29 protein-coding genes and 1 pseudogene are annotated in these 21,836 nt (G+C 71.5%); 18 read left to right on the forward strand and 12 right to left on the reverse strand.

The genetic code is table 11. The features are described from left to right. The first annotated feature begins 34 nt into the window (after window positions 1-34). Complete coding sequence (locus tag AB0N03_RS27675) at window positions 35-511, forward strand: GNAT family N-acetyltransferase (protein ID WP_364377448.1); 477 nt, start codon at window positions 35-37, stop codon at window positions 509-511. Here the strand turns inward: AB0N03_RS27675 and AB0N03_RS27680 are convergent. Genes AB0N03_RS27680 through AB0N03_RS27690 form a run of 3 tightly spaced genes read right to left on the reverse strand, consistent with a single transcriptional unit; the run spans window position 495 to window position 2,339 of the window. Further along, window positions 495-881 carry a PPOX class F420-dependent oxidoreductase gene (locus AB0N03_RS27680; protein WP_364377450.1) on the reverse strand — a complete coding sequence of 129 codons (387 nt, stop codon included), beginning with the start codon at window positions 879-881 and terminating at the stop codon, window positions 495-497. The genes AB0N03_RS27675 and AB0N03_RS27680 overlap by 17 nt on opposite strands. Before the next feature lie 13 nt (window positions 882-894). Next, the gene (locus tag AB0N03_RS27685) at window positions 895-1,629 is read right to left on the reverse strand and encodes an ABC transporter permease (protein ID WP_364377452.1); all 735 of its coding nucleotides are present in this window, start codon (window positions 1,627-1,629) and stop codon (window positions 895-897) included. Then, entirely contained in the window at window positions 1,626-2,339 is a 714-nt protein-coding gene (locus AB0N03_RS27690) for an ABC transporter ATP-binding protein (RefSeq protein ID WP_364377454.1), read from the reverse strand. The genes AB0N03_RS27685 and AB0N03_RS27690 overlap by 4 nt, the downstream gene beginning before the upstream one ends. A 148-nt stretch (window positions 2,340-2,487) precedes the next feature. On the opposite strand from AB0N03_RS27690, the gene AB0N03_RS27695 reads away from it, so the two are divergent. Further along, window positions 2,488-3,435 carry a hypothetical protein gene (locus AB0N03_RS27695; protein ID WP_364377456.1) on the forward strand — a complete coding sequence of 316 codons (948 nt, stop codon included), beginning with the start codon at window positions 2,488-2,490 and terminating at the stop codon, window positions 3,433-3,435. On the opposite strand, the gene AB0N03_RS27700 is transcribed toward AB0N03_RS27695, so the two are convergent. The 4 genes from AB0N03_RS27700 to AB0N03_RS27715 all read right to left on the reverse strand — a co-directional run bounded on the left by AB0N03_RS27700 (window position 3,425) and on the right by AB0N03_RS27715 (window position 7,222). Next, on the reverse strand, window positions 3,425-4,408 hold the full coding sequence (locus AB0N03_RS27700; protein WP_364377457.1) for a hypothetical protein: 984 nt from the start codon (window positions 4,406-4,408) through the stop codon (window positions 3,425-3,427). The genes AB0N03_RS27695 and AB0N03_RS27700 overlap by 11 nt on opposite strands. Beyond that, window positions 4,405-4,899: a SigE family RNA polymerase sigma factor gene (locus AB0N03_RS27705; RefSeq protein ID WP_364377459.1), complete on the reverse strand. Its 495-nt coding sequence runs from the start codon at window positions 4,897-4,899 to the stop codon at window positions 4,405-4,407. The genes AB0N03_RS27700 and AB0N03_RS27705 overlap by 4 nt, the downstream gene beginning before the upstream one ends. A 76-nt stretch (window positions 4,900-4,975) precedes the next feature. Next, window positions 4,976-6,466: a right-handed parallel beta-helix repeat-containing protein gene (locus tag AB0N03_RS27710; protein WP_364377461.1), complete on the reverse strand. Its 1,491-nt coding sequence runs from the start codon at window positions 6,464-6,466 to the stop codon at window positions 4,976-4,978. Window positions 6,467-6,625: 159 nt separating this feature from the next. Next, a complete protein-coding gene (locus tag AB0N03_RS27715; protein ID WP_364377463.1) occupies window positions 6,626-7,222 on the reverse strand; it encodes a TetR family transcriptional regulator in 597 nt (198 codons plus the stop codon). Window positions 7,223-7,260: 38 nt separating this feature from the next. On the opposite strand from AB0N03_RS27715, the gene hisF reads away from it, so the two are divergent. The 6 genes from hisF to AB0N03_RS27745 all read left to right on the forward strand — a co-directional run bounded on the left by hisF (window position 7,261) and on the right by AB0N03_RS27745 (window position 9,717). Beyond that, window positions 7,261-8,034 carry an imidazole glycerol phosphate synthase subunit HisF gene (hisF, locus tag AB0N03_RS27720; RefSeq protein ID WP_364377465.1) on the forward strand — a complete coding sequence of 258 codons (774 nt, stop codon included), beginning with the start codon at window positions 7,261-7,263 and terminating at the stop codon, window positions 8,032-8,034. Beyond that, entirely contained in the window at window positions 8,031-8,408 is a 378-nt protein-coding gene (locus AB0N03_RS27725; protein WP_364377467.1) for a hypothetical protein, read from the forward strand. Before hisF ends, AB0N03_RS27725 begins: the two co-directional genes overlap by 4 nt. Then, entirely contained in the window at window positions 8,405-8,767 is a 363-nt protein-coding gene (gene hisI, locus AB0N03_RS27730; RefSeq protein ID WP_004561853.1) for a phosphoribosyl-AMP cyclohydrolase, read from the forward strand. Before AB0N03_RS27725 ends, hisI begins: the two co-directional genes overlap by 4 nt. After that, a complete protein-coding gene (locus tag AB0N03_RS27735) occupies window positions 8,764-9,117 on the forward strand; it encodes a DUF1304 domain-containing protein (RefSeq protein ID WP_364377468.1) in 354 nt (117 codons plus the stop codon). The genes hisI and AB0N03_RS27735 overlap by 4 nt, the downstream gene beginning before the upstream one ends. Window positions 9,118-9,181: 64 nt before the next feature. Then, a complete protein-coding gene (locus AB0N03_RS27740; protein WP_364377470.1) occupies window positions 9,182-9,460 on the forward strand; it encodes a hypothetical protein in 279 nt (92 codons plus the stop codon). A gap of 5 nt (window positions 9,461-9,465) precedes the next feature. Continuing rightward, window positions 9,466-9,717 (forward strand): hypothetical protein, encoded by a 252-nt coding sequence (locus tag AB0N03_RS27745; protein ID WP_364377471.1) that lies wholly within the window; start codon window positions 9,466-9,468, stop codon window positions 9,715-9,717. Here AB0N03_RS27745 and AB0N03_RS27750 read toward each other — a convergent pair. The 3 genes and pseudogenes from AB0N03_RS27750 to AB0N03_RS27760 all read right to left on the reverse strand — a co-directional run. Beyond that, window positions 9,672-9,869 carry a DUF397 domain-containing protein gene (locus AB0N03_RS27750; RefSeq protein WP_364377669.1) on the reverse strand — a complete coding sequence of 66 codons (198 nt, stop codon included), beginning with the start codon at window positions 9,867-9,869 and terminating at the stop codon, window positions 9,672-9,674. The genes AB0N03_RS27745 and AB0N03_RS27750 overlap by 46 nt on opposite strands. Before the next feature lie 8 nt (window positions 9,870-9,877). Next, window positions 9,878-10,132, reverse strand: coding sequence for a Scr1 family TA system antitoxin-like transcriptional regulator (locus AB0N03_RS27755; protein WP_364377473.1), 255 nt, complete (start codon window positions 10,130-10,132; stop codon window positions 9,878-9,880). A gap of 67 nt (window positions 10,133-10,199) precedes the next feature. Then, window positions 10,200-10,712 (reverse strand): annotated as a pseudogene (locus AB0N03_RS27760) (Scr1 family TA system antitoxin-like transcriptional regulator); the annotation flags it as partial. A gap of 187 nt (window positions 10,713-10,899) precedes the next feature. On the opposite strand from AB0N03_RS27760, the gene AB0N03_RS27765 reads away from it, so the two are divergent. Further along, the gene (locus tag AB0N03_RS27765; protein WP_364377475.1) at window positions 10,900-11,916 is read left to right on the forward strand and encodes a DUF3592 domain-containing protein; all 1,017 of its coding nucleotides are present in this window, start codon (window positions 10,900-10,902) and stop codon (window positions 11,914-11,916) included. 195 nt (window positions 11,917-12,111) lie between these two features. After that, window positions 12,112-12,624 carry a hypothetical protein gene (locus AB0N03_RS27770; RefSeq protein ID WP_364377477.1) on the forward strand — a complete coding sequence of 171 codons (513 nt, stop codon included), beginning with the start codon at window positions 12,112-12,114 and terminating at the stop codon, window positions 12,622-12,624. Here the strand turns inward: AB0N03_RS27770 and AB0N03_RS27775 are convergent. Further along, on the reverse strand, window positions 12,600-13,205 hold the full coding sequence (locus AB0N03_RS27775; protein WP_364377479.1) for a TetR family transcriptional regulator: 606 nt from the start codon (window positions 13,203-13,205) through the stop codon (window positions 12,600-12,602). The genes AB0N03_RS27770 and AB0N03_RS27775 overlap by 25 nt on opposite strands. A 95-nt stretch (window positions 13,206-13,300) precedes the next feature. Between AB0N03_RS27775 and AB0N03_RS27780 the strand changes: the two genes are divergently transcribed. The 8 genes from AB0N03_RS27780 to AB0N03_RS27815 all read left to right on the forward strand — a co-directional run bounded on the left by AB0N03_RS27780 (window position 13,301) and on the right by AB0N03_RS27815 (window position 20,472). Continuing rightward, on the forward strand, window positions 13,301-14,860 hold the full coding sequence (locus AB0N03_RS27780; protein ID WP_364377481.1) for an anthranilate synthase component I: 1,560 nt from the start codon (window positions 13,301-13,303) through the stop codon (window positions 14,858-14,860). Between the two features lie 34 nt (window positions 14,861-14,894). Then, window positions 14,895-15,422, forward strand: a complete 528-nt coding sequence (locus tag AB0N03_RS27785) for a Trp biosynthesis-associated membrane protein (protein WP_364377671.1) — start codon at window positions 14,895-14,897, stop codon at window positions 15,420-15,422. A 124-nt stretch (window positions 15,423-15,546) separates the two neighbouring features. Then, on the forward strand, window positions 15,547-16,356 hold the full coding sequence (trpC, locus tag AB0N03_RS27790) for an indole-3-glycerol phosphate synthase TrpC (RefSeq protein WP_364377483.1): 810 nt from the start codon (window positions 15,547-15,549) through the stop codon (window positions 16,354-16,356). Continuing rightward, window positions 16,353-17,567: a tryptophan synthase subunit beta gene (gene trpB / locus AB0N03_RS27795; protein WP_364377485.1), complete on the forward strand. Its 1,215-nt coding sequence runs from the start codon at window positions 16,353-16,355 to the stop codon at window positions 17,565-17,567. The genes trpC and trpB overlap by 4 nt, the downstream gene beginning before the upstream one ends. Continuing rightward, on the forward strand, window positions 17,564-18,355 hold the full coding sequence (trpA, locus tag AB0N03_RS27800; RefSeq protein ID WP_364377487.1) for a tryptophan synthase subunit alpha: 792 nt from the start codon (window positions 17,564-17,566) through the stop codon (window positions 18,353-18,355). The genes trpB and trpA overlap by 4 nt, the downstream gene beginning before the upstream one ends. 33 nt (window positions 18,356-18,388) lie before the next feature. Then, the gene (locus AB0N03_RS27805) at window positions 18,389-18,766 is read left to right on the forward strand and encodes a MerR family transcriptional regulator (RefSeq protein WP_364377489.1); all 378 of its coding nucleotides are present in this window, start codon (window positions 18,389-18,391) and stop codon (window positions 18,764-18,766) included. 444 nt (window positions 18,767-19,210) lie between these two features. Then, window positions 19,211-19,774, forward strand: coding sequence for a Uma2 family endonuclease (locus AB0N03_RS27810; protein WP_364377491.1), 564 nt, complete (start codon window positions 19,211-19,213; stop codon window positions 19,772-19,774). A 47-nt stretch (window positions 19,775-19,821) separates the two neighbouring features. Beyond that, entirely contained in the window at window positions 19,822-20,472 is a 651-nt protein-coding gene (locus AB0N03_RS27815) for a peptidoglycan recognition family protein (RefSeq protein ID WP_364377492.1), read from the forward strand. Here AB0N03_RS27815 and AB0N03_RS27820 read toward each other — a convergent pair. After that, window positions 20,464-21,822, reverse strand: a complete 1,359-nt coding sequence (locus AB0N03_RS27820) for a glutamine synthetase family protein (RefSeq protein ID WP_364377494.1) — start codon at window positions 21,820-21,822, stop codon at window positions 20,464-20,466. The genes AB0N03_RS27815 and AB0N03_RS27820 overlap by 9 nt on opposite strands. Between the last annotated feature and the right edge of the window lie 14 nt (window positions 21,823-21,836).

The raw sequence follows: 21,836 nt of genomic DNA on the forward strand, positions 1-21,836 counted from the left end.
GACAGCGGCACTCGCTTCCCCTAGGTTGCCGCGGGTGGAGGAGATCGTCACCCAGCTCGAAATGACCGCCGCCGAACAGCTCAACCCCGCGCCGGTCGTCGACGGCGTCGCGCTCGAAACCGCCGGAGCGGGGCCGGTGATCCGGGAACTGCACGTCCGGATCGGGACGCCGTACCGGTGGCCGAGCGCGTCCAGGACCGACGACGACTGGGAACGCTGGCTCGCCGACCCCGGGCGCCGGTACCGCCTCGTCGAGTACCGCGGCGAGGTCGCGGGCGCCGCCGACTTCGAGCCGCGGCCCGGCGGTGACGTCGAGATCACCACCTTCGGCCTGCTGCCGGAGTTCGTCGGCAAAGGGCTCGGCGGCTACGCGCTCACCCTCGTCGTGGCCGACGCGTGGGCGCTGCGCGGCGCGCGCCGCGTCTGGCTGCGCACCTCGACCCTCGATCACCCGAACGCGCTGCCGAACTACCTGCGCCGCGGCTTCCGCAGCTTCAGCCGTCGAGCTTGACGGCGATCCCGACCGTCCGGTCCGCCGGGCCGCGCAGCTTCGAGAAGAACATCGTGACCCGCCCGACGATGCCGTACTTGCGGGCGATCGCCTTCCGGACGCGCTCGGTCTCCGAAAGGTCCAGCAGCCGCGCCTGCCCGGCGACGACCGCGCCGTGCGTCTTCCGGCCGCGCAGGTCGCACGCCTGGACCTCGACGCGCCCGCCGTTGCGGATGCGCTTGACCTTCCCGGCCTTGCGCTCCGACCACAGCACGAGCTCGCCGCCGTCGCCGGCCACCCAGATCGGGGTCGGCACCGCGCGCCCGTCGCGGCGGAACGTGGTCAGGACGACGTAGCGCTCGGCCGCGAGCCGGTCCGTTTCGGATGCCATGGCAGCACGGTAGTCACGGCGTCCGGCGCCGCAGCGTCGCCGCGCCGAGCACCAGCGCCAGCAGCGCGCAGCACGCCACGACCACGAGGTTCCGCAGGATCACCGCGTCCACCGTCGAAGAAGCCGTGACGCGGGTCAGCGCTTCGACCGCGTACGACAGCGGCATGACCTCGGAAAGCCACCGCAGCAGCCAGCCCATTTCCTCGCGCGGCACGAACAGGCCGCACAGCAGGATCTGCGGCAGCACGAACACCGGCATGAACTGGATGGCCTGGAACTCGGTGCGGGCGAACGCGCTGACGAACAGCCCGAGCGCCATGCCCAGCAGCGCGTCGAGGACGGCGATCACCAGCAGCATCACGACCGAGCCGGCGAGGTCGAGGCCGAGCCACCACAGCGAAACGCCCGCCGCGAGCGCCACCTGGACGACGGCGATCGAGCCGAACGCCAGCGCGTAGCCGAAGAGCAGGTCGAGCCGGCCGATCGGGAGCGTCATCAGCCGTTCGAGGGTGGCCGTGGTGCGCTCCCGCAGCGTCGTGATCGACGCGATGAGGAACATGATCAGGAACGGGAACACGCCGAGCAGCGCGGGCGCGACGCGGCTGAACACCAACGTCGAGTTGAAGACGTAGCGCAGCAGGATCATCAGGAGCGTCGGCACCAGGATCAGCATCACGACGGTGCGCGGGTCGTGCCGCAGCTGCAGGAGGATGCGCCGCGTGGTCGCGAGCGTCAGCGCGGGGTTCACGAGGCGGCCCTCACCAGGTGCAGGAAGGCCCCTTCGAGGTCGGCGGCGCCGGTGCGCTCGCGCAGGGCGAGCGGTGCGTCGTCGGCCAGGAGAATGCCTTCGCGCATGAGCAGGAGGCGGTCGCAGCGCGCGGCTTCGTCCATGACGTGGCTGGACACCAGCAGCGTGGCGCCCCCGTCGGCGAGCCGGCGGAAGAGGCCCCAGAGCTCGTCGCGCAGCACCGGGTCGAGCCCGACGGTCGGCTCGTCGAGCACCAGCAGTTCCGGCCGGCCGAGCAGGGCGACGGCGAGGTTCGCGCGGTTGTGCTGCCCGCCCGACAGCGAGCCGACGAGCTTCCCGGCGTGGTCTTCCAGGCCGACCTCGGCGATGACCCTGTCCACATCGGACGCCGGCGCGCGCAGCACCGCGGCGAAGTACCGCAGGGCTTCCCGGATGGTGAGGTCGGCGTAGATCGCCGGATTCTGGGTGGCGTAACCGATCCGGCGCCGCAGGGGCGGGCTGCCGGCGGGCAGGCCCAGCACGGTGACGCTGCCGCCTTCGACGATCTGCACGCCGACGATCGCCCGCATCAGCGTCGTCTTTCCGCAGCCGCTCGGGCCGAGCAGCCCGGTGACGGTGCCGCGCGGCACCGTGAAGCTCACGTCCCGCACCACCGGCCGGCCACCGCGGCGGACCCGCAGGCCGGTGACCTCGAGGGCAGAATTAGTCATGCGTTTAATTCTGCGCCCGAGGAGTTCCCGGCGTCAAGAGGTGGGAAAACGACTGGTCCGTTCGCCGGGTCAACCCCACACGACCGGCGGAAGCGTTTCAACGCCTGTGTCTGAAACGCTTTATGTTCCGGAACTGGAGGGAACGTCGATGGCCGTCACACAGCAGGTACCGGTTCATCCCCAAGCACAGTTCTTCGGCGCGGGGCCCTATCCCGCCCGCCGCGCCGCGATCGCCGTCGCCGCGATCGTCGCCGGCTTCGCCTTGACCGCGCTGTGGTCCGCGCCGTTCGTCGACTCCGTCATCGGCGACAGCGTCGCGAACGGCCTGCTCGGTCACGACGCGAAGGCCACTCCGATCAGCGGAGTCCTCGCCGGGACGCTCTTCGCGTTCGTCTCCGGCCTCGCGGGTTCCTTCACCGCCTGCAACATCGCCGCTTTCGGCGCGGTCGCCCCGCTGGTCGGCGGCCAGGCCGGCGAGAAGCGGCGCTTCGCCACCACGCTCAAGCCGCTGGGCTGGATCGCCGCGGGCATGCTGGCGGTGTCGATCGTCTACGGCGTCGTCGTCGCCCTGGTCGGCACGCGGATGCCGCAGTTCTCCACCGCGCAGACGTCCGGCCTGAGCCCGCGCAGCATCCAGTCGATGGTCGCGTTCGGCGTCGTCGGGCTGGTCTTCCTGGTCATGGGCCTGATCGCGCTCGGCATCATTCCCAACCCGGCCGAGAGGTTCGTCGCCCGCCACCCCGCGGCGCCGCTCGTCCTGATGGGCGCGCTCATCGGCGGGTTCCTCATCGGCCGGCCCTACCCGCTCTTCCGGATCATGTTCCGCAGCGCCGCCGAGCAGCACAACGTCTTCTACGGCGCGGCCGCGTTCGCCCTGCAGTCACTCGGCAACATCGTGCTCATGGGCGTGCTGTTCCTGCTCTTGACGCACGCCACGGGCGGGCGCGTGCAGCGCCGGCTCGCCGCGAAACCCGCCCGGATCGCGACGGTGACGGGCGCGGCGCTGCTCGTCGGCGGCACGTTCACGCTGCTCTACTGGGACGTCCGCGTGCTCGGCCGGCTCGGGATCATCTGGTTCCCCATGGTCAGCTGGTAGCCCGCCCGAGCCACCGGTAGTCGGGCGAGGGATCGAGCTGGACGCCGTCGGCGACGGCGACCAGCTCGGCTTCCGGCCGCGGGCCCGCCACCGTCAGCCAGCGCCCCGACGGCAGCCGGACCGCGACCATCGCCTGCTCGCCGTTCTTCGGTGCCACGAAGAACCCCGGGCCGCCGCGCACGGTGACGGGCGCGGCGCCGTTCACGCCGGGGGAGCCGGCGCTCGCCGTGACGCGGACCGCGGGAACCGACGGCCGGGCCGGGTCGGCCGCGGTCAGCTCCGTGCTCGCGTCGGCCGGGCCGGTGCCCTTGACGGCGGCCGAGCGTTCGGCCAGGCCCGCCGGGAGCGCGCCGAACCGCAGCTCGCCGCGGACGCCGACCGGTGCGGGCGTGACGTCCTCGGCGATCCGCTGGGCGACCGTGCGGGCGTCCGGCACCCCGTCGACCCGCACGGTGAGCACGTGGTCGTCGTCGGCCAGCCAGGTGAGCAGCGCGGCGCCGCCGGTGTCGCCGGTGACCATGGCGACCCGGCCGTGCACCAGGATCTGGTCGCGCAGCGACGCGATCCGCAGCGCCGTCTGCGACCACGCCGGGTCGGCGGTCGAGTACGCCGACAGCGTGATCTCGGCCGGCCCCGCGAACCACCGCCGGACCTGCGGCGCGGTGCCCGGCCCGCCCTCGCGGTACTGCTCGGTGAAGCCGCCGGGCAGCCGGCCGGGGCTGTAGCCGAGCACCGGCCGGCCCGCCGCCGGGACCAGGCCGGACGTCGTCGTGAACGCCTGCGTGCCGGCGATGACCCCCGCCACCACCACGACCACGGCGGCGGCCACCAGCGCGAGCCGGGCCCCCGGCCGCTGCTTGCGGCCGGCCCGGGTCAGCGCGGTCCGGACCGCGTCGCCGTCCGGGGCGCGGGCGGCGAGGCGGTCGAGGCTGTCCCGGATCAGCGTCTCGGTCTCGTGCTCGCTGCGGGTCATTCGGGGGCTCCGGTGAGGATCGTGGGGTGCGGGGCCTGGCGGAGGGTCGCGAGGGCGCGGGAGATCTGGCTGCGCACGGTGGAGGCGCCGCAGCGCAGGACGGCCGCGATCTCGGCGTCGGAGTAGCCCTCGTAGTAGCGCAGGACGATCGCCGCGCGCTGCTTGCGGGGCAGCGTTTCGAGGAGGCCGAGCATGGCGTCCCGCTCGTCGTAGGCGGCCGACGGGTCGGCTTCCGGCGGGCCGAGCGCGTCGAGGACGTCGTGGCTGCTCGGCACCATCCGCCGCACCGCCCGGCGGCGCCACGAGAGGTACTCGTTGGTGATCATCCGCCGCACGTAGGTCGGTGGGGAGTCGATGCCGTCCCAGCGCTGCTGGGCGCGCAGCAGCACGTCCTGGACGACGTCCTGGGCCAGGTGCGGGTCGTTCGTCAGGACGGTGGCGTAGCGCAGCAGCCCGTCCAGCCGCTCCGCCACGAACTCTTCAAAGCGCACACGCGTCCCTTCGCCCGCTCTGTCCTCCCTATGGACGCACGAGCGGGCCGGGCTGCTGCACGCGGGCCGGAAGTTTTCAGCAGTACGGGGTCACGCCGTCGAAGGACGCGCAGTCGTCCTGGTTCCACGGTTCGTTCTGCCACTGCTCCGGGGTGAGGGTGCGGGAGCTGTCGCCGGCGACGAACGTCCACGGGCCGACGTAGTCGTTGCTGTACCAGTAGTTGTCCTGGTCGTGGCTGATCGCCTCCTGCACGACGGTCGCCCGGTACGGCGACCAGGCCGGATAGGTGCCGTAGTTCGACAGCACCGCCATCCGGCCGCACAGGCCGGCGCAGCCCGGCCGGGCGGGGTCGAAGCGGAAGGTGTTCGAGTGGATCTCGACCCGCTGGGTCTTCCAGCGGCAGTCGTCGTAGAGCGGCTCGTCCGCGATGCCCGGCGCCGAGCAGCGGGTCCGGTCGGCGACCAGTGCGGTGCAGCTCGCGGTGGACGTGTTCGCCGGGCTGTTGCAGAAGCGGTCGGCGTTCTCCCACAGCGTGACGCCGGACCAGTTGTCCTCGAAGTCGTTGCCGTAGATGTCGATGACGTCGGTGCGGGCCGGGACGCGCGGTTCGCCGCCGGCCTCGGACAGGTACACCGCCGCGGACGGGAAGTTGTCGCCGCGGGACGCGCGCCGGCTGCCGGCCACCACGTTGTTGCGGCGGATGGCGTTGTGCCGGATGACGACGTTGTAGCTGATCTCGTAGAAGATCGCTTCGGCGTCATTGTCCTCGATGACGTTGTCTTCGATCAGGAAATCGTTGTCGTTGGTGTCGGCCCACAGGCCGGCGCCGTGGTTGTGGTGGATCCAATTGCCGCGGACGTCGGCGCCGTTCACGGCCCAGAACTTGATTCCGCCGCTGCACCCGCAGCCGGGGTTGCGCGTTTCCCAGTCGTCGACGTTGTTGTCCGAGATTTCGTTGCCCTCGACGACGAGCCCGGTGATGGCATTGTCGGGGCGGTAGGCGTTCATCCCGTACTGCCCGTTGCCGCGCAGGCAGTTCGCCCGCACTTCCTGCCGGACCCCCGCCATCAGCGCGGCGCCGCGGTTGTCCTGGATGGTGGAGTTTTCGATCACCCAGTGCTCGCCGGAGTCGTGGTTGACCACGCCCTGGTCCTGGGGCGCGGCGAAGTTCCGGATGGTGAGGCCGCGGATGACGACGTCCTTCGCCTGCTGGGTGAAGGCGGCCTGGTTGACCCCGCGGCCGTCGAGCACGGCGCCGGGGGCGCCCAGGTAGACGTCGCCGTCCTTCGGGATGACCTGCCCGAACTGGTCCGCGGCCAGGCGGTGGGTGCCGGGTGGCAGCCAGAAGGTGGTGCCGGGCGGTGCGGACAGCGTTTTCACGCTGAGGTCGCCGTCGACGGCCGGGTCGACGACGACCGCACCGGCCGGCGCCTGGGGGTACAGGGCGGGCTGGCGGTCGCACACCGCACCCGGCGCGTCGCCGGCCGCCGCGGCGGCGGCGGGGAAAACGGGCGTGACCAAGGCGGCAGCGAGCAGGACGACAAGCGCGGAATGGGGGCGCGGCATGCCGGTAATCTACGTGAGATCGTTCGGGAGGACACCGCCATAAGGGGAAGGTTCCCGTTTCGGCCGGTCGTTGATTCGAGCGCCGGATAAGGGTGGATAATCACCGTCTCCGGTTCTTGGACAAATGCTGGACAATGGGAGCGGAAACCGCTACCGCGCTTACCGGGGGCCACCGACGGTTTCGCGGCCTTCGAGGTAGTACTGCGCCACCGGCGCGAGCAGGGCCACGATCTCCTCGTCGTCCGCCTCCGCCAGCGGGGGCAGCTTGATCACGTACCGCAGCAGCGCGACCCCCATCATCTGCGACGCGATCCCCGTCACCCGGATCCGCGGCACGTCCAGGGCCTTCGCCACCTCGGCCAGCACCGTGCGCTCGATGAACTGGCGCATCATCAGCGCGACCTGCTCGTTCGTCGCCGCCGCGCGCAGCATCGCGATGAACGGCGTCCGCCCCTCCGGCGCCGCCCAGACCGCCAGGAACGCGCGCACCAGCCGTTCGCCCACGCCCGCGCGCGGGCCGGCCAGGATCGCCGGGACCAGCGAAGCCGGGTTCACCGGGAGGTTCATCGCCGCCGCGAACAGGGCCTGCTTGCTGCCGAAGAAGTGGTGTAGCAAGGCCGCGTTCACGCCCGCGTCGGCGGCGATCCCGCGGACCGTCGCGCCGTCGTACCCCAGCTCGGCGAACCGGTGCCGCGCCGCGTCGAGGATCTTCTCGCGCGTCTCGGTCTGCCCCGGCCGCCGCCCTGCCCGTGCCATTGGCCGAGCTTAGATCGCGCCTGACTACGCTGGTGGGCATGTCTGTCGCGGTGCGGGTGATCCCCTGTCTCGACGTCGACGCGGGCCGGGTCGTCAAGGGCGTCAACTTCGCCGGCCTCCGCGACGCCGGCGACCCCGTCGAGCTGGCCCGGCGCTACGACGCCGAGGGAGCCGACGAACTGACGTTCCTCGACGTCACGGCGTCCTCCGGCGACCGCGAGACCACCTTCGACGTGGTCCGCCGCACCGCCGAGCAGGTGTTCATCCCGCTCACCGTCGGCGGCGGCGTCCGCAGCAACGACGACGTCAACCGGCTGCTGCGCACCGGCGCGGACAAGGTGAGCATCAACACCGCCGCGATCGCCCGGCCGGAGTTCCTCCACGAGGCGTCCCGCCGGTTCGGCGCCCAGTGCATCGTCCTGTCGGTCGACGCGCGCCGCGTGCCCGAGGGCGGCGAGCCGACCTCGTCCGGCTTCGAGGTCACCACCCACGGCGGCCGCCGCGGCACCGGCATCGACGCCGTCGAGTGGGCCGCGCGCGGCGAGGAGCTCGGCGTCGGCGAGATCCTGCTGAACTCCATGGACGCCGACGGCACCAAGAACGGCTTCGACCTCGAGCTCATCGAGCTGGTCCGCAAGGCCGTGCGGGTCCCGGTGATCGCCAGCGGGGGAGCGGGCGCGGTCGAGCACTTCTTGCCGGCTGTGCAAACGGGCGCGGACGCGGTCCTCGCGGCCAGCGTGTTCCACTTCGGACAGCTCAAGATCGGCGACGTCAAGGACGCGCTGCGCGAAGGCGGGGTCGAGGTCCGGTGAAGTCCTGGCAGGCTCCCGTCGAGGTCAAGGTCACCGCCGCGCTGATGGTCGGGCTGCCGGTCGCGTGGGCACTGCTCGACCTCGTCCCCGTGCTCGGCGCCGGCTCGGGCCTGGAGATCTTCCGCATCCCCGCGCTCGCGCTGATCCTCGGCGGCGTGGTGACGACCGGGCTCGTGCTGAAGATGGGCAGCGCCCGGATCGGCGGTCTCGTCATCAGCGTCGTGTTCGCGCTGCTGCACGCGTTCCTGCTGCTCGGCGCGGCACTGTGGTGGAACAAGCTGTTCTCCGGCCTCTCCTTCGCCGGGTACGGCTACGCGTTCGTCCTGTTCAACTCGATGCCGCTGAAGCGGCACATCCTGGGAGTACGGGCATGACCCTGGACGCGGCCGTCTCGGCGCGCCTCAAGCGCAACGCCGACGGCCTGATCGCCGCGGTCGTCGTCGAGCACGCCACTTCGGACGTGCTGATGATGGCCTGGATGAACGACGACGCGCTCGCCGCCACCCTCGCCACCCGCCGCGGCACGTACTGGTCGCGCAGCCGGCGGAAGCTGTGGGTCAAGGGCGAGACGTCCGGCCACTACCAGCACGTCCGCGAGGTGCGGATCGACTGCGACGGCGATACGGTCCTGCTGCGCGTCGACCAGACCGGCCCGGCCTGTCACACCGGCACGCACACCTGTTTCGACACCGAGGAGCGCCTGCTCCTGGCCGACGAGAAAGAGCACGCGTGACAATCGTCGCCGACGTCCTGGTCGGGCTGGTCGCCCTGATCCACGTCTACATCGTCGTCCTGGAGATGTTCCTCTGGACGACGCCCCGGGCCCGCGCGGCCTTCGGCACCACCGAGGAGTTCGCGAAGGAGTCCAAGACGCTGGCCGCGAACCAGGGGCTGTACAACGGCTTCCTGGCGCTGGCCCTCGTCTGGGGCTTGGTCGCCGGCCAGTTCCAGCTCCAGCTGTACGGCTTGGTGTGTGTGATCGTCGCGGGCCTCTACGGCGCCGCGACGGCCAGCAAGCGCATCCTGTTCGTGCAGGTGCTGCCGGGCACCCTGGCGCTCATCGCGCTCCTGCTCGCCCGCTGACCCCGCTCCCTTGCACGTCCGGCGGGGCCGCTCGGTTGCCTCGGAAATGGACCTGGAGCCGGACGTGGGATTCGCCGCTCGCGGGGTGTCGTGGCGAAGGACGGCGTGGGATCTGGCCGGTGCGTCCTGCGCGCTGCTCTTCGCGGTCTCGGTGGTCGGCACGCTGGTCGCGATCGCCGGGACGGTCATGCCGGCGGTCCTGGTGACATCCCGGATCGTCGCCGGCGACCGCCGCGCCGAGACCGTGTCGGCGCGGTTCGGTTTCGAGCCCTGGCTGTCGTCGCGGGAACCCCTCGACGGCGGGAGCGTCTGCGGCACACCGGGTGGCGCCGGGCCTCGGTGACGGTGGTGCCCGATCGCTCGCTCAGCACGGACAGGCACCTGCCGGACATCCACGTCCGCTACCGCGACGGCTCGGCGATCGTGCTGCGCGCGGCCCAGTCGAGCCACCGCGCCCAGAAGCTGGCGGACCCGCCGGACCGCATCGCCTGGATCGGCGGCTGGGGCCGCGACATGGTGGTGCTGTTCCCGTACGGGCCGAAGGAGGAAAGGCCCTACGCGGTCCCGGCGTTCGCGCTGACCGAGAGGGAAGACGCGTGATCGAGCACGGACCGCCAGGCCCGCGCGGAAACGGTGAGCTGGCCCGCGTGCCGGGCCTTCGTGTCCCGCACCCCCACGACCGGCCCCAACGCCACCTCGACGCAGTTGTCGTTGGGGCCGCTGTACGACGACTTGCGCCAGACACTCACGATGGCCTCCGTTACGGTGCGGCCTCCTGCAGCAGAGCGCAGGTGGCCTCTTCGCTCAGTGCTAGTCCGCGTAGCACCTTAGCATCGTGCTTATGGCCTGTGGTCTGGGATTCTTCGTGGAGGAAGGCCGTTGAGCTGACGTGTTCGACGGAGGCGATCGGCGGCGCGTCGGCGAATTCGTAGATGTCGAACGGGCCGATCAGGCCGGGGTGGTAGCCGATTCCGGACGGCACGATACGCAGGCTGATGTTCGTTCGCTCGGACACTTCCAGGCAGATGATCGATTTGGTCGGACATGATCTCGGGACCGCCGAAGTTCTCCCGCAGGGCTTGTTCGCCTATCAGGGCGCTGAACCGGACCGGATCCCGGCGGGTGAGGATTCGCTGCCGATCCAACCTGATCCGGAGCCGCTTGTCGGCTTGGTCGACCGGCACCGGGATCTTGTCCATGATCGAGCGGATGTAGTCCGGGGTCTGGAGCAGTCCGGGAACGATCAGGGGCGACCAGGTGGTGATAGCGGTGGCGGTGCTTTCAAGGTTCAGCCGAGTGGTGAGAGCGAACGGAATGTCGGTATTGCTCGACGCGAGCCAGTTCGGCTCGCGCGCATGCCGGGCCAGAGTCCGGATCCGGTCGCGTTTCTCCCCGGTCACGCCCAGCAGCGCGAGGATCGCCGACACGTCCTCGACGCTCGGCAGGCGCTGCCCCTTCTCCCACAGCGACAGCACCTGCGGCAGGATCCCCAACATTTCCGCGAGCCGGCGAAGGCCGACGTTGCGTCCTTCGCGTTCTTCGCGCAGAGAAGCGGCGAGTGTTCTCGCGGCAGGCCCCGAAGACGTTGGCTTCATGGGGAAAGGATACGAATCCCGTCGATTCCCCGAATGTGCGAATGGTGTCCACGAATTGCGACGAAGGGGTATTCGGGTGACCGTCGGACCTGCTCACTTGCACGCCTGGCGCGGCCGTCCGGTTGCCTCGCCGTCCTGTGCCGTTTCTCGCAGCATCAGCGCTGCTCAAGGCTTCTAAGCTCGGCTGATGGACCCCTTCGGCGGTTTCGTCAAGCGGCGGTGGGTGTGGTTCGCCCTCCCGGTGGCCGTGGTGGCCGTCTTCTCTTTTTCTCCGGATGTGGTGGCGGCTTTCGGGCTGGTTCCCGCCGCCGCCGTCCTGCTTGCGGTGGGGTCCGGCGGCGCGGTCTGGCGCCTGCGGGTGTCGGCCCGGAACCGCGCTGCCGCGAGCGAGGACGGCTTCGGGGGCTGGCTTCCGCTGCCGGCCGACCACGACCACGACCGCCGGATCGACTTCGCGGCCGAAACCGGGCGGCTGCGCCGGGTGGCGCGTCGCGCGGCGGCGTTCGTACTCGTCTGGATGGCACTGGCCGGGGCCGGGGCCGCGGATCTGGTCCTGCTCGACAAAGCGGCCGACGAACTCCTCGCCACCGGCGCGCGGACCACCGGCGAGGTGGTTTCCGTGCAGACGTTCACCCGAGGCGGGATGACGTTCGAGGTGCGCTTCGAGTCGCGGACCGCGAAGATCGTCCGCGACTCGAAGAACTCCTACACCGTCGGCGAGCGGGTCACCGTGGTCTACGACCGGGCCGACCCGGATCGCGTGCGCACCCTGGTGGAAGAGAACAAGAGCCAGTTCCTCGTCAACCTCGGCTACGTCCTGATCGTGGCCGGCTCGCTCGGGACGCTGTTCGCCACCGTGGCCGCGGTGGGCTGGTGGGGCCGGGCCCGCGCGGTCGCGGCCACCGGGTGGCGGAACGCGACGGTCGACATCGTGCGCGTCTTCGCCCGCAACGGCCGCTCACTGAGGCGGCCCCCGCCGGAGATCCACGTCCGCTACCGCGAGGGCACCGGCATCGTGCTGAAGGCGATGTCTTCGACGCACGGGGCCAATGCGCTGGCGGACTTCACCGACCGGCTCGCGTGGGTGGGCGGCTGGGGACGGCACATGGTCGTCCTCTTCCCGAACGGCCCGCGCCGCCCCGGTCCGTACGCGGTTCCGGCTTTGGCGTTGAACCTGCGCACCGAGGGCGGAGGGCGCCGGTGACCGGCGAGCGGCGGCGGACCGGATGGTCCGCCTCGACGGTGGCCGCGGTGCTCGTCTTCCTGATTCTTCGGCGCGGGCACGACGTACTCGCTGCCGGCGCCGGACCACGTCGTCGCGGACGGCGAACTTCCCGGTGAGGCCGCCGTCCTCGCCGGCTCCCTGGCGCTCGCCGCGTTCGGCGCCCACCGCCTGCAGGTGCCGGACCGCCGGGTGCGCGACGGTGTGCCCGGCTTCGGCGCCTGGGCTGCCCGCGCCGGACGCCGCCGGGATCGACCCGGACACGCCCACCGCGCGCCTGCGCCGGACGGCCCGGCGGCGGCCGCGATCGCCGTGGCCTGGGCCGTGCTGTGCGCGGGCGGCCTCGCGTTCCCGGTCGCCGGCTTCGCCGGGCTGCCGTTCGCGGCGAAGGCCGCGGCCGGCCGGCGGCGCCGGGTGCGCGCGGTCGCGGCCACCGGCCGGCTGCGCGCGACGGTGACCGTCGGGCCGCGCGTCCCGCGCAGGCAGGAAGCCGAAGCCCGCTACCGCGACGGCAGTGGCATCGTGCGCTGCGCGCTGTCGGTGCACGGCTTCGGCGCCCCGGCCCGCCGCCCGGCGTGGATCGGCGGCTGGGGACGGCAGATGGTGGTCGGCTTCGCGGACAACGGCCCGCACCACGTCCCGGCGTCCGCCACCGGGCCGCGGGTTCAGCCGATGTCGCCGGTGAGGTAGCGCTGCAGGTTCGGCGCCACCGCCCGCACCAGCACCTCGACGTCTTCGGTGGCGAACGGCTCGAACTTCGCCACGTACCGGACCATGCCCATGCCGACCATCTGGGAGGCGCAGAGCGTCATGCGCAGCGACACGTCGTCCGAGCCGATCGAGGAGATCAGCGCGGTGAAGAACTTCTGGAAGAAGTCGCGCAGCACGTGCGCGGCCTGCTCGTGGCCGGTGACGCTGCGGATGAGCGCGACGAACACCCCGCCGCCCGCGCCGTCCCAGCGGGTGAGGAAGGTGCGGACGATCCGCTCGCCGAGCTCGTCGTCGGGGCCGTTCCGGAGGATCCCCAGCAGTTCCAGGGGGTCGAACGGCAGCTTGAGCACCGCCTGGGCGAACAGGCCCTCCTTGCCGCCGAACCAGTGGTTGACCATGGCCGCGTCGACGCCCGCGCGGGTGGCGATCGCGCGCACGGTGGCCCCGTCGTAGCCGTTCTCGGCGAACACGGCCCGCGCGGCTTCGATCAGTGCCGTGCGGGTGTCCTGGCCGGCGGGGCGCCGCCCGCGGCGTCGCGAAGTAGGCTCGGTGGTGCTCACGCCTCCATCATGACTCACGTCCCCGCCGAATTCAACATCCATTGAATTCAGGGTCTGGGAAAACTCCTTCCCGGCGGTGCAGCACAATGAGGGTCATGGTCAGCACCTCGAGCAGCAAGTCCGGTCCCGGCTCGGTCAGCCCGTCCCGTGCGGACTTCCGCGCCCTCGCCGAGAGCCGCCGCGTCATCCCGGTCGTGCGCCGGGTCCTCGCCGACGGCGAGACGCCGATCGGGGTGTACCGCAAGCTCGCCGCCGACCGGCCGGGCACGTTCCTGTTCGAGTCCGCGGAGAACGGCGCCTCCTGGACGCGCTGGTCGTTCATCGGCGTCCGCAGCCCGGCCGCGCTCACCGTCCGCGACGGCGAAGCGGTCTGGACCGGCACCCCGCCGGTCGGCCTGCCGTCCGAAGGCAACCCGCTCACCGTGCTGCGTGAAACGATCGAAGCGTTGCACACCGAGCCGTTGCCCGGATTGCCGCCGCTGACCGGCGGCATGGTCGGCTACATCGGCTACGACGCCGTGCGCTGGCTGGAAAAGCTGCCGGAGCTGGCCGAGCGCGACCTCGACATCCCCGAGCTGACGATGCTCCTGGCCACCGACCTCGCGGCGTTCGACCACCACGAGGGCACGGTCACGCTCATCGCGAACGCCGTCAACTGGGACGACTCGCCCGAGCGCGTGGACGCGGCCTACGACGACGCCGTCGCCCGGCTGAGCGCGATGACCGAGCAGCTGCAGGTCCCCGCGCCGGCCACGGTGGCCGCGTTCGACCGGCCCGAGCCCGAGTTCACGCGCAAGCGGTCCAAGGCGGACTTCCACGCGGCCGTCGAGAAGGCCGTCGAGGCGATCAAGGCCGGCGAAGCGTTCCAGATCGTGCCGTCGCAACGGTTCGAGATCCCCACGGCCGCCGACGCCCTCGACATCTACCGCGTGCTGCGGACGTCCAACCCGAGCCCGTACATGTACCTGCTGCGGCTCGAAGGCTTCGACATCGTCGGCTCCAGCCCCGAATCGCTCGTCACCGTGCGGGACGGCCGCGCGACCACGCACCCGATCGCGGGCACGCGCTGGCGCGGCGCCGACCCGGAGGAGGACGCGCAGCTGGCCAAGGACCTGCTCGCCGACGAGAAGGAGCGCGCCGAGCACCTGATGCTCGTCGACCTCGGCCGCAACGACCTCGGCAAGGTCTGCAAGCCGGGCACCGTGCGCGTCGTCGACTTCTTCCAGATCGAGCGCTACAGCCACGTCATGCACATCGTGTCGACCGTCACCGGCGAGCTGGCCGACGACAAGACGGCGTTCGACGCGGTCACGGCGTGCTTCCCGGCCGGGACGCTGTCCGGCGCGCCGAAGGTCCGCGCGATGGAGCTGATCGAGGAGCTGGAGCCGGTCCGGCGGGCGCTGTACGGCGGCGTCGTCGGCTATCTCGACTTCGCCGGTGACGCGGACACGGCGATCGCGATCCGCACCGCCCTGGTCAAGGACGGGATCGCGCACGTCCAGGCCGGCGGCGGGGTGGTCGCCGACTCGGTGCCGGACTACGAGGACACGGAGTCGCTGAACAAGGCCCGGACCGTGCTGTCGGCCGTGGCCGCCGCGCAGACGATGGTGGCGGCCGGCACCCTCGACCCGGCCGCGGACTCCGCCCGTGTCTGAGCTGCCGGAGAAGCCGTCGCGCCGTCCACTGTGGATGATCGTGGTCGCGCTCCTGCTCGGCGCGCTCGCGCTGTGGGGTGCGTCACGACTGACGTGGTTCGCCGAGTTCCGCGACGGCGGCGTGCGCGGCACGGTGCTCTACCGCGAGACCGGCGAGCAGCGCGCGACGGCGCTCGTGCCGCTGGCCCTGCTCGCCCTGGCCGGCGTGGCCGGGGTCATCGCGACCGGCGGCTGGGCGCGGCGCGTGCTGGGCGTGGTGCTCGCGCTGGCCGGCGTCGCCGCGGTGTGGTCCGGCGTGTCCGGCGTCCGGTTCTCCGGCTACGCCGACGGGCTGCCCGTGACGCAGATGCTGCTCGGGCGCGGCCTGGCCGTGCTGGGGGGAATTCTCGTCGTCGCCGGCGGGTTGGCAGCCGTCAAGGGCGCCGGGCGGGCCGCGCGGCTCGGGGCCCGGTACGCGGCTCCGGCCACGCGCAAGAAGGCGCGCGATCCGGACGCCGAGCTGTGGGAAGCGCTGTCGGAAGGAGAGGATCCGACCGACGTCCGGGAGCGGCATTCGGAGTAACGCGCGCACCCGGAACCGGGCGCTCCAGATGCGGGGGTTAGCATCGTTTCGGCGGGAAGGGGAAGGTTTTTGTGAGCGACCTTGCGAAGGAAACCGTGAGCGCGTACCCGGGCGGGGGCGTCCGGTGACCGTGCTCGAAGACATCGTCGCCGGCGTGCGCGAGGACCTCGCGGCACGCGAGGCCGTGCTGCCGTTCGACGAGCTGAAGATCCGCGCGGCGGCCGCCCCGGCGCCCCGTGACGTGATGTCCGCGCTGCGCGAGTCCGGCATCGGCGTGATCGCCGAGGTGAAGCGGCGCAGCCCCTCGAAGGGCGACCTGGCCGACATCCCCGACCCCGCCGCGCTGGCGAAGGACTACGAAGACGGCGGCGCGCGCGTGATCAGCGTGCTCACCGAGCAGCGCCGCTTCGGCGGCTCGCTGGCCGACCTCGACGCGGTCCGCGCCGCGGTGGACACCCCGATCCTGCGCAAGGACTTCGTCGTCAGCCCCTACCAGGTGCACGAGGCCCGCCTGCACGGCGCCGACATGGTGCTGCTGATCGTCGCCGCGCTGGAGCAGAACGCGCTCGTTTCGCTGCTCGACCGCGTCGAGTCGCTCGGGATGACCGCGCTGGTGGAGATCCACAACGCCGAGGAGGCCGACAAGGCCCTCGAGGCGGGCGCCAAGGTCATCGGCGTCAACGCGCGCAACCTGCACACCCTCGAGGTGGATCGCGACGTCTTCTCGCGGCTGGCCCCCGGCCTGCCGATGGACGTCTACAAGGTCGCCGAGTCCGGGGTTCGCGGGCCGGGCGACCTGATGTCCTACGCCGGCCACGGCGCCGACGCCGTGCTGGTCGGTGAGGGGCTCGTCGCCTCCGGCGACCCGAAGGGCTCCCTGATCAAGCTGGTCACCGCCGGCTCGCACCCTGCCTGCCCGAGGCCGTCTCGGTGACCGAGAAGAACAACCCCGAGCACGACCCCGACGAGCGCGGCTACTACGGCCCGTACGGCGGCCGGTTCATGCCGGAGGCGCTGATCGGCGTCGTCGACGAGGTCGCCACCGAGTACGACAAGGCCCGGCACGACCCGGAGTTCCTGAACGAGTTCAACCGCCTGCTGAAGGACTACGCGGGCCGTCCGTCGCTGCTCACCGAGGCCAAGCGCTTCGGCGAGCACGCCGGCGGCGCCCGGGTGTTCCTCAAGCGCGAGGACCTCAACCACACCGGCTCTCACAAGATCAACAACGTGCTGGGCCAGGCATTGCTCACCAAGCGGATGGGCAAGAAGCGCGTCATCGCCGAGACCGGCGCGGGCCAGCACGGCGTCGCGACGGCCACCGCGTGCGCGCTGCTCGACCTCGACTGCGTCGTCTACATGGGCGAGGTCGACACCGAGCGCCAGGCGCTGAACGTGGCCCGCATGAAGCTGCTCGGCGCCGAGGTCATCCCGGTCAAGACCGGTTCGCGGACGTTGAAGGACGCGATCAACGAGGCGCTGCGCGACTGGGTCACCAATTCCGACACCACGCACTACCTGTTCGGCACGGCCGCCGGTCCGGCGCCGTTCCCGGCCATGGTCCGCAACTTCCACCACGTCATCGGCACCGAGGCCCGCGAACAGATCCTCGAGCAGGCCGGTCGCCTGCCCGACGTCGTCGCGGCGTGCGTCGGCGGCGGGTCGAACGCGATCGGCATCTTCTCCGGCTTCTACGACGACCCGTCGGTGCGGCTGGTCGGCCTGGAGCCGGGCGGCGAGGGCATCGAGGGCAACCGCCACGGCGCGACGCTCACGAAGGGCACTCCGGGCAACCTGCACGGCGCGATGACGTACCTGCTGCAGGACGAGGACGGCCAGACGGTCGAGTCGCACTCGATCTCGGCCGGGCTGGACTACCCGGGCGTCGGCCCGGAGCACGCGTGGCTGAAGGACACCGGCCGCGCCGAGTACAGGCCGGTCACCGACGCTGAGGCGATGGACGCGTTCAAGCTGCTCTCGCGTACCGAGGGCATCATCCCGGCGATCGAGTCGGCGCACGCGCTGGCCGGCGCCCTGGTGCTGGGCCGCGAGCTCGGACCGGAGGGTCTGATCGTGGTCAACCTCTCCGGCCGCGGCGACAAGGACATGGACACGGCGGCGAAGTGGTTCGGGTTGGTGGACAAGTGAGCGGGCTCGACGACCTCTTCGCCACGACGCGCGCGGAGGGCCGCGGCGCCCTGATCGGGTACCTCCCGGCAGGCTTCCCGACGGTTTCCGGGTCCAAGGACCTCATCGCGGCGTGCGTCGACGGCGGCGCGGACCTGATCGAGGTCGGCGTCCCGTACTCGGACCCGGTGATGGACGGCCCGACGATCCAGGCGGCGTCCGTGACCGCGCTGGACAACGGCTTCCGCCTCAAGCACCTGTTCGAGGTGGTCGAGTCGGTGTCGGCGCGGGGTGGCCGCGCGGTCGTCATGACGTACTGGAACCCGGTGAACCGCTACGGCGTGGACCGCTTCGCGCGCGACCTCGCTTCGGCCGGCGGGCTCGGCTTGATCACGCCGGACCTGATCCCGGACGAAGCCGGTTCGTGGATGGAAGCGTCCTCGGCGCATGGTCTGGACCGGACGTTCCTGGTGGCGCCGTCGTCGTCGGAAGAGCGGATCGCCAAGACGGTGGCCGCGGCTTCGGGGTTCATCTACGCGACCGCGGTGATGGGCGTGACGGGCGCGCGCGACCAGGTGGGCGCGGGTGCGGAGGAGCTGGTCCGCCGCACGCGAGCGCACACGTCCCTGCCGATCGGCGTGGGGCTGGGCGTGCGATCGGGCGAGCAGGCGGCCCAGGTGGCGGCGTTCGCGGACGCGGTGATCGTGGGTTCGGCCCTGGTCACGGCGGCGGCCGAGGGCCCTTCCGGCGTCCGCGCGCTGTCCGCCGAGCTGGCCGAGGGCGTGCGCCGGGCGGTCGCCACCGCTTGACCTGGAGTGCACTCCAGGTGCCACTCTGGATCGGTGACGTCCTACACCCCGGCCCAGGTGACCGAAAAGACCGGTTTCACGATCGACACGCTGCGGTACTACGAGCGCATCGGTTTGCTTCACCACGTCAGCCGCACCGCCGGCGGCCGCCGCACGTTCACCGAGCAGGACGTGGAGTTCCTGCAGTTGTTGAGGTGCCTGCGCTACACGGGCATGCCGGTGGCGGAGATGCTGCGGTTCGTGGAGCTGCTGCGCTCGGGCGAGGCAACGCGCGAAGAGCGGGTCGACGTCCTGCGCGACCACGAGGCCCGGGTGGCGTCCCAGATCGAGCGGCTGCAGGAGCACCAGGAGCACATCCGGTTCAAGATCCAGCTGTACAGCGGCGCGGGCGAGCTGGCCTCGGCGGGCTGAGCCGGCGCTCGAACGACTCATTCATGTCGTCTGGTGGCAGGGCTCCGGCAAAGTCACGGCGCGCGCGGAGTCGGGTGTCGCGAATGAGTCATTGGGGGCGCCGGAGGTCCCGAATGAGTCATTCGCGACGTTGGGCGGGGGTTGGCGACGTCATGAACGACTCTTTCCTGTCGTCCAGCGTCGTGAACGACCCTTTCATGACGTGCCGCTCGGCGAACGCGACTTTGCCGGGGCCCTGACACGGCAGAGCCCCCGTCGCCGGCGCACCTTCCTCCGCGGCGCGGGCGAGCTGGCTGTCACCTCCGCGTGACGCCATCACCCGGCTCAGAACTGTCGGTGGTGGTCCGCATACTCCTCGTGTGATGATCCACAACGAGAGGACCGAGCGGACATGCCACACTGGAACAGACCTGCGCCGACGTGCCCGGATGGAGGTGAAGCGCGATGGCAGCACCGACTGAGCCCCCGGCGGAGTTCAGCATTCCGCCGCGACCTGAGGGCTGGACGGTCGACGAGGTGCTCGCTCTGCCCGAGGACCAGACCTCACTGCAGCGGATCGAGCTCGTGGACGGAGCTCTTCTCGTGAGCCCGGCACCGACCTCGACGCATCAGCGGATCCTGCAAAAGCTGCAACTCGCCTTCGCGCCGGTGGCTCCCGGCGGCACCGAGGTACTCCCCGGGGTCAACGTGCGCTTCGGTGGAAGGCGGCTGATGATCCCGGACCTGGTGATCGTGACCTGCCCGGAAGTCGACACCGTCGCCTACGCGGCGAGCGAAGTCCTGCTGGCAACCGAGATCGTGTCGCCGTCGACCAAGGTGCAGGACCGGATCCTCAAACGCGCCCTCTACGCCGAAGCGCTGATCCCGTTCTACCTCCTGATCGAGCCGCTCGAACCGACCGCGGCCACGCTGTTCGAGCTCCGAGGCGGCGGGTACGAACCCATCGCCAAGAGCGACAACGGCGAACTCCACTTCACCCGCCCCTTCGAGGCCACCCTGCGCCTCTGAGAGGCGTTTGTACGAAAGCTGTACGCGCCCGGACCAAGCTCCGTCCCATGGACTTCGCACACCTCCCGCGGCGCACCTTTCTCCGCGGCGCCGCGGGTCTGGCCGCCGCGGGCGTGACCGGACTCCTGCTCCCCGCGGCGGCCCGAGCACAAACCGGACCCCGGATCTACAGCTGCGCCGAATGGAGCGCCCGCCCACCAGCCGACGCCCTCACCACCCTCGACCACCCCGCGAACCGCATCCTCATCCACCACATCGCCGACGCCAACAGCACCGACTACTCCCTGGCCCACGCCTTCCAGGTCGCCCGCGACGACCAGCACGACCACATGGACAACAACGGCTGGTCCGACACCGGCCAGCACTTCACCGTCAGCCGCGGCGGGTACCGGCTCGAAGGGCGGCACGGCAGCCTCGATGCCCTGCGCGGCCGCACCACCATGATCCAGGGCGCGCAATGCCCCGGCCAGAACACCAACGCCATCGGCATCGAGAACGAGGGCACCTACACGAGCGTCGAGCCGCCCGAAGCGCAGTGGGCGTCACTCGTGACCTTCTGCGCCTACATCTGCCGCCAGTACGGCATCTCCGTCGAGGAGATCAAGGGCCACCGCGACTACTACAACACCGAATGCCCCGGCGACCGCCTCTACGCCAAGCTCCCGCAGCTGCGCGACGAAGTCGCCGCCTCAATGTAGGTACCGCATGAGCGCGCACAGCTCGTCGGGCGGCAGGGAACCGAGCCGCGAGATCTCCCCGCGGCGCACGTCCATCAAGGTCGTCGCCAGCTCCTCGCCGAACGCCGAGGTCAACTCCGCATCGGCCTCGAACGCCGCCACCGCGTCCGCCAACGACGTCGGCAGGCGGACCGCGGAGGGCAGCGTGCCCGGGTCGACGTCCACCGGCTCCGGCAAGGAAGACGACGCGGAAAGCCCGGCCAGGCCCGCGAACAGCAGTGCCGCCACCACCAGGTACGGGTTCGCGGTGAGGTCGAAGCACTTGACCTCGAAGTTGGCCGCCCGGTCGCGCTGCCCGGCCGGGCCCTGCACCAGCCGCAGCGGCGCCTCGCGGTTTTCCAGGCCCCACACCGAAAACACCCCGGCCCAGTGGTGCGGCTCCAGGCGCAGATAGCTGACCACCGACGGCGCGCCGATCGCCAGCAGCGCCGGCAGCCGCGAGAAGATCCCGGCGCCGAACGCCTCCGCCGTCGGCGTCAGGCCGAACCGGCCGTCGCCGCCGGAGCACAGGTTCCGGTCGCCGTCCCAGAGGCTCAGGTGGACGTGGCCGCCGTTGCCGACGCCGTCCGGCGAGAACTTCGGGGTGAACGACGCCCGCAGTCCGTGCTGGGAGCTGACCATCCGGATCGTCTCGCGCGTCAGCACCGCGACGTCCGCCGCGCGGACCGGGTCGTCCGCGGCCACCGACAGCTCGAACTGCCCGGCCGCGTACTCGGGGTGGATCTGCTCCACCGCCACGCCCTGGGCGGACAGAGTGGACACCAGCGCGCGCAGGTAGCCGGCCTGCGCGGAAAGCCGCGCGAAGCCGTAGGCCGGGCCCGCCGTGGCCGAGCGCGGGTCGTCCGGCGCGTCCGCCGCCGTGATCACCCACTCGATCTCGAAGGCGGTGCGCACGTTGTAGCCGAGCGACGCGAGCCGGGCCGTCGCGGTCGCGGCCAGCGCCCGCCCGTCCTGCGGGTGCGGCTCGCCCTCCTGGTCGTACCTCCGGGCCGGGGCCCACGCCCAGCCGGGTTGCGCGGCCAGCGGCACGAGCGCGTCGAGATCGGGGTGCAGCCGCAGGTCACCGACCGGTCCGCGCGAGTAGGAACCGTCGGTGATGTCGTCGGTGGCCAGGAAGAAGTCGAACGAGTTCGACGCGCCGACGCCCCACGCCGCCGCCGACCACAGCCGATCCACCGGGACGGCCTTGACCCGCGCGATGCCGCTGTTGTCCACGAAGGTCAGCGCGACCAGCTCGACGCCGGCCGCGCGCAGGCCGTCGGCCCGGAGTGCGCCCTGCTGTGCGAGTTCTGCCCGATCGAGCTGGCTCATCCTGCTCCCGTCGA

The organism is Amycolatopsis sp. NPDC051061 (genome assembly GCF_040682935.1).
In the GTDB taxonomy this organism is placed as follows: Bacteria; Actinomycetota; Actinomycetes; order Mycobacteriales; family Pseudonocardiaceae; genus Amycolatopsis.

What these genes read in the sequence shown, in the direction of transcription:
- AB0N03_RS27680 (WP_364377450.1), bottom strand. Translation starts at nt 881, where the DNA reads ATGGCATCCGAAACGGACCGGCTCGCGGCCGAGCGCTACGTCGTCCTG.
- AB0N03_RS27690 (WP_364377454.1), bottom strand. Translation starts at nt 2,339, where the DNA reads ATGACTAATTCTGCCCTCGAGGTCACCGGCCTGCGGGTCCGCCGCGGT.
- AB0N03_RS27695 (WP_364377456.1), top strand. Translation starts at nt 2,488, where the DNA reads ATGGCCGTCACACAGCAGGTACCGGTTCATCCCCAAGCACAGTTCTTC.
- AB0N03_RS27700 (WP_364377457.1), bottom strand. Translation starts at nt 4,408, where the DNA reads ATGACCCGCAGCGAGCACGAGACCGAGACGCTGATCCGGGACAGCCTC.
- AB0N03_RS27710 (WP_364377461.1), bottom strand. Translation starts at nt 6,466, where the DNA reads ATGCCGCGCCCCCATTCCGCGCTTGTCGTCCTGCTCGCTGCCGCCTTG.
- AB0N03_RS27715 (WP_364377463.1), bottom strand. Translation starts at nt 7,222, where the DNA reads ATGGCACGGGCAGGGCGGCGGCCGGGGCAGACCGAGACGCGCGAGAAG.
- hisF (WP_364377465.1), top strand. Translation starts at nt 7,261, where the DNA reads ATGTCTGTCGCGGTGCGGGTGATCCCCTGTCTCGACGTCGACGCGGGC.
- hisI (WP_004561853.1), top strand. Translation starts at nt 8,405, where the DNA reads ATGACCCTGGACGCGGCCGTCTCGGCGCGCCTCAAGCGCAACGCCGAC.
- AB0N03_RS27765 (WP_364377475.1), top strand. Translation starts at nt 10,900, where the DNA reads ATGGACCCCTTCGGCGGTTTCGTCAAGCGGCGGTGGGTGTGGTTCGCC.
- AB0N03_RS27780 (WP_364377481.1), top strand. Translation starts at nt 13,301, where the DNA reads ATGGTCAGCACCTCGAGCAGCAAGTCCGGTCCCGGCTCGGTCAGCCCG.
- AB0N03_RS27785 (WP_364377671.1), top strand. Translation starts at nt 14,895, where the DNA reads ATGATCGTGGTCGCGCTCCTGCTCGGCGCGCTCGCGCTGTGGGGTGCG.
- AB0N03_RS27810 (WP_364377491.1), top strand. Translation starts at nt 19,211, where the DNA reads ATGGCAGCACCGACTGAGCCCCCGGCGGAGTTCAGCATTCCGCCGCGA.
- AB0N03_RS27815 (WP_364377492.1), top strand. Translation starts at nt 19,822, where the DNA reads ATGGACTTCGCACACCTCCCGCGGCGCACCTTTCTCCGCGGCGCCGCG.
- AB0N03_RS27820 (WP_364377494.1), bottom strand. Translation starts at nt 21,822, where the DNA reads ATGAGCCAGCTCGATCGGGCAGAACTCGCACAGCAGGGCGCACTCCGG.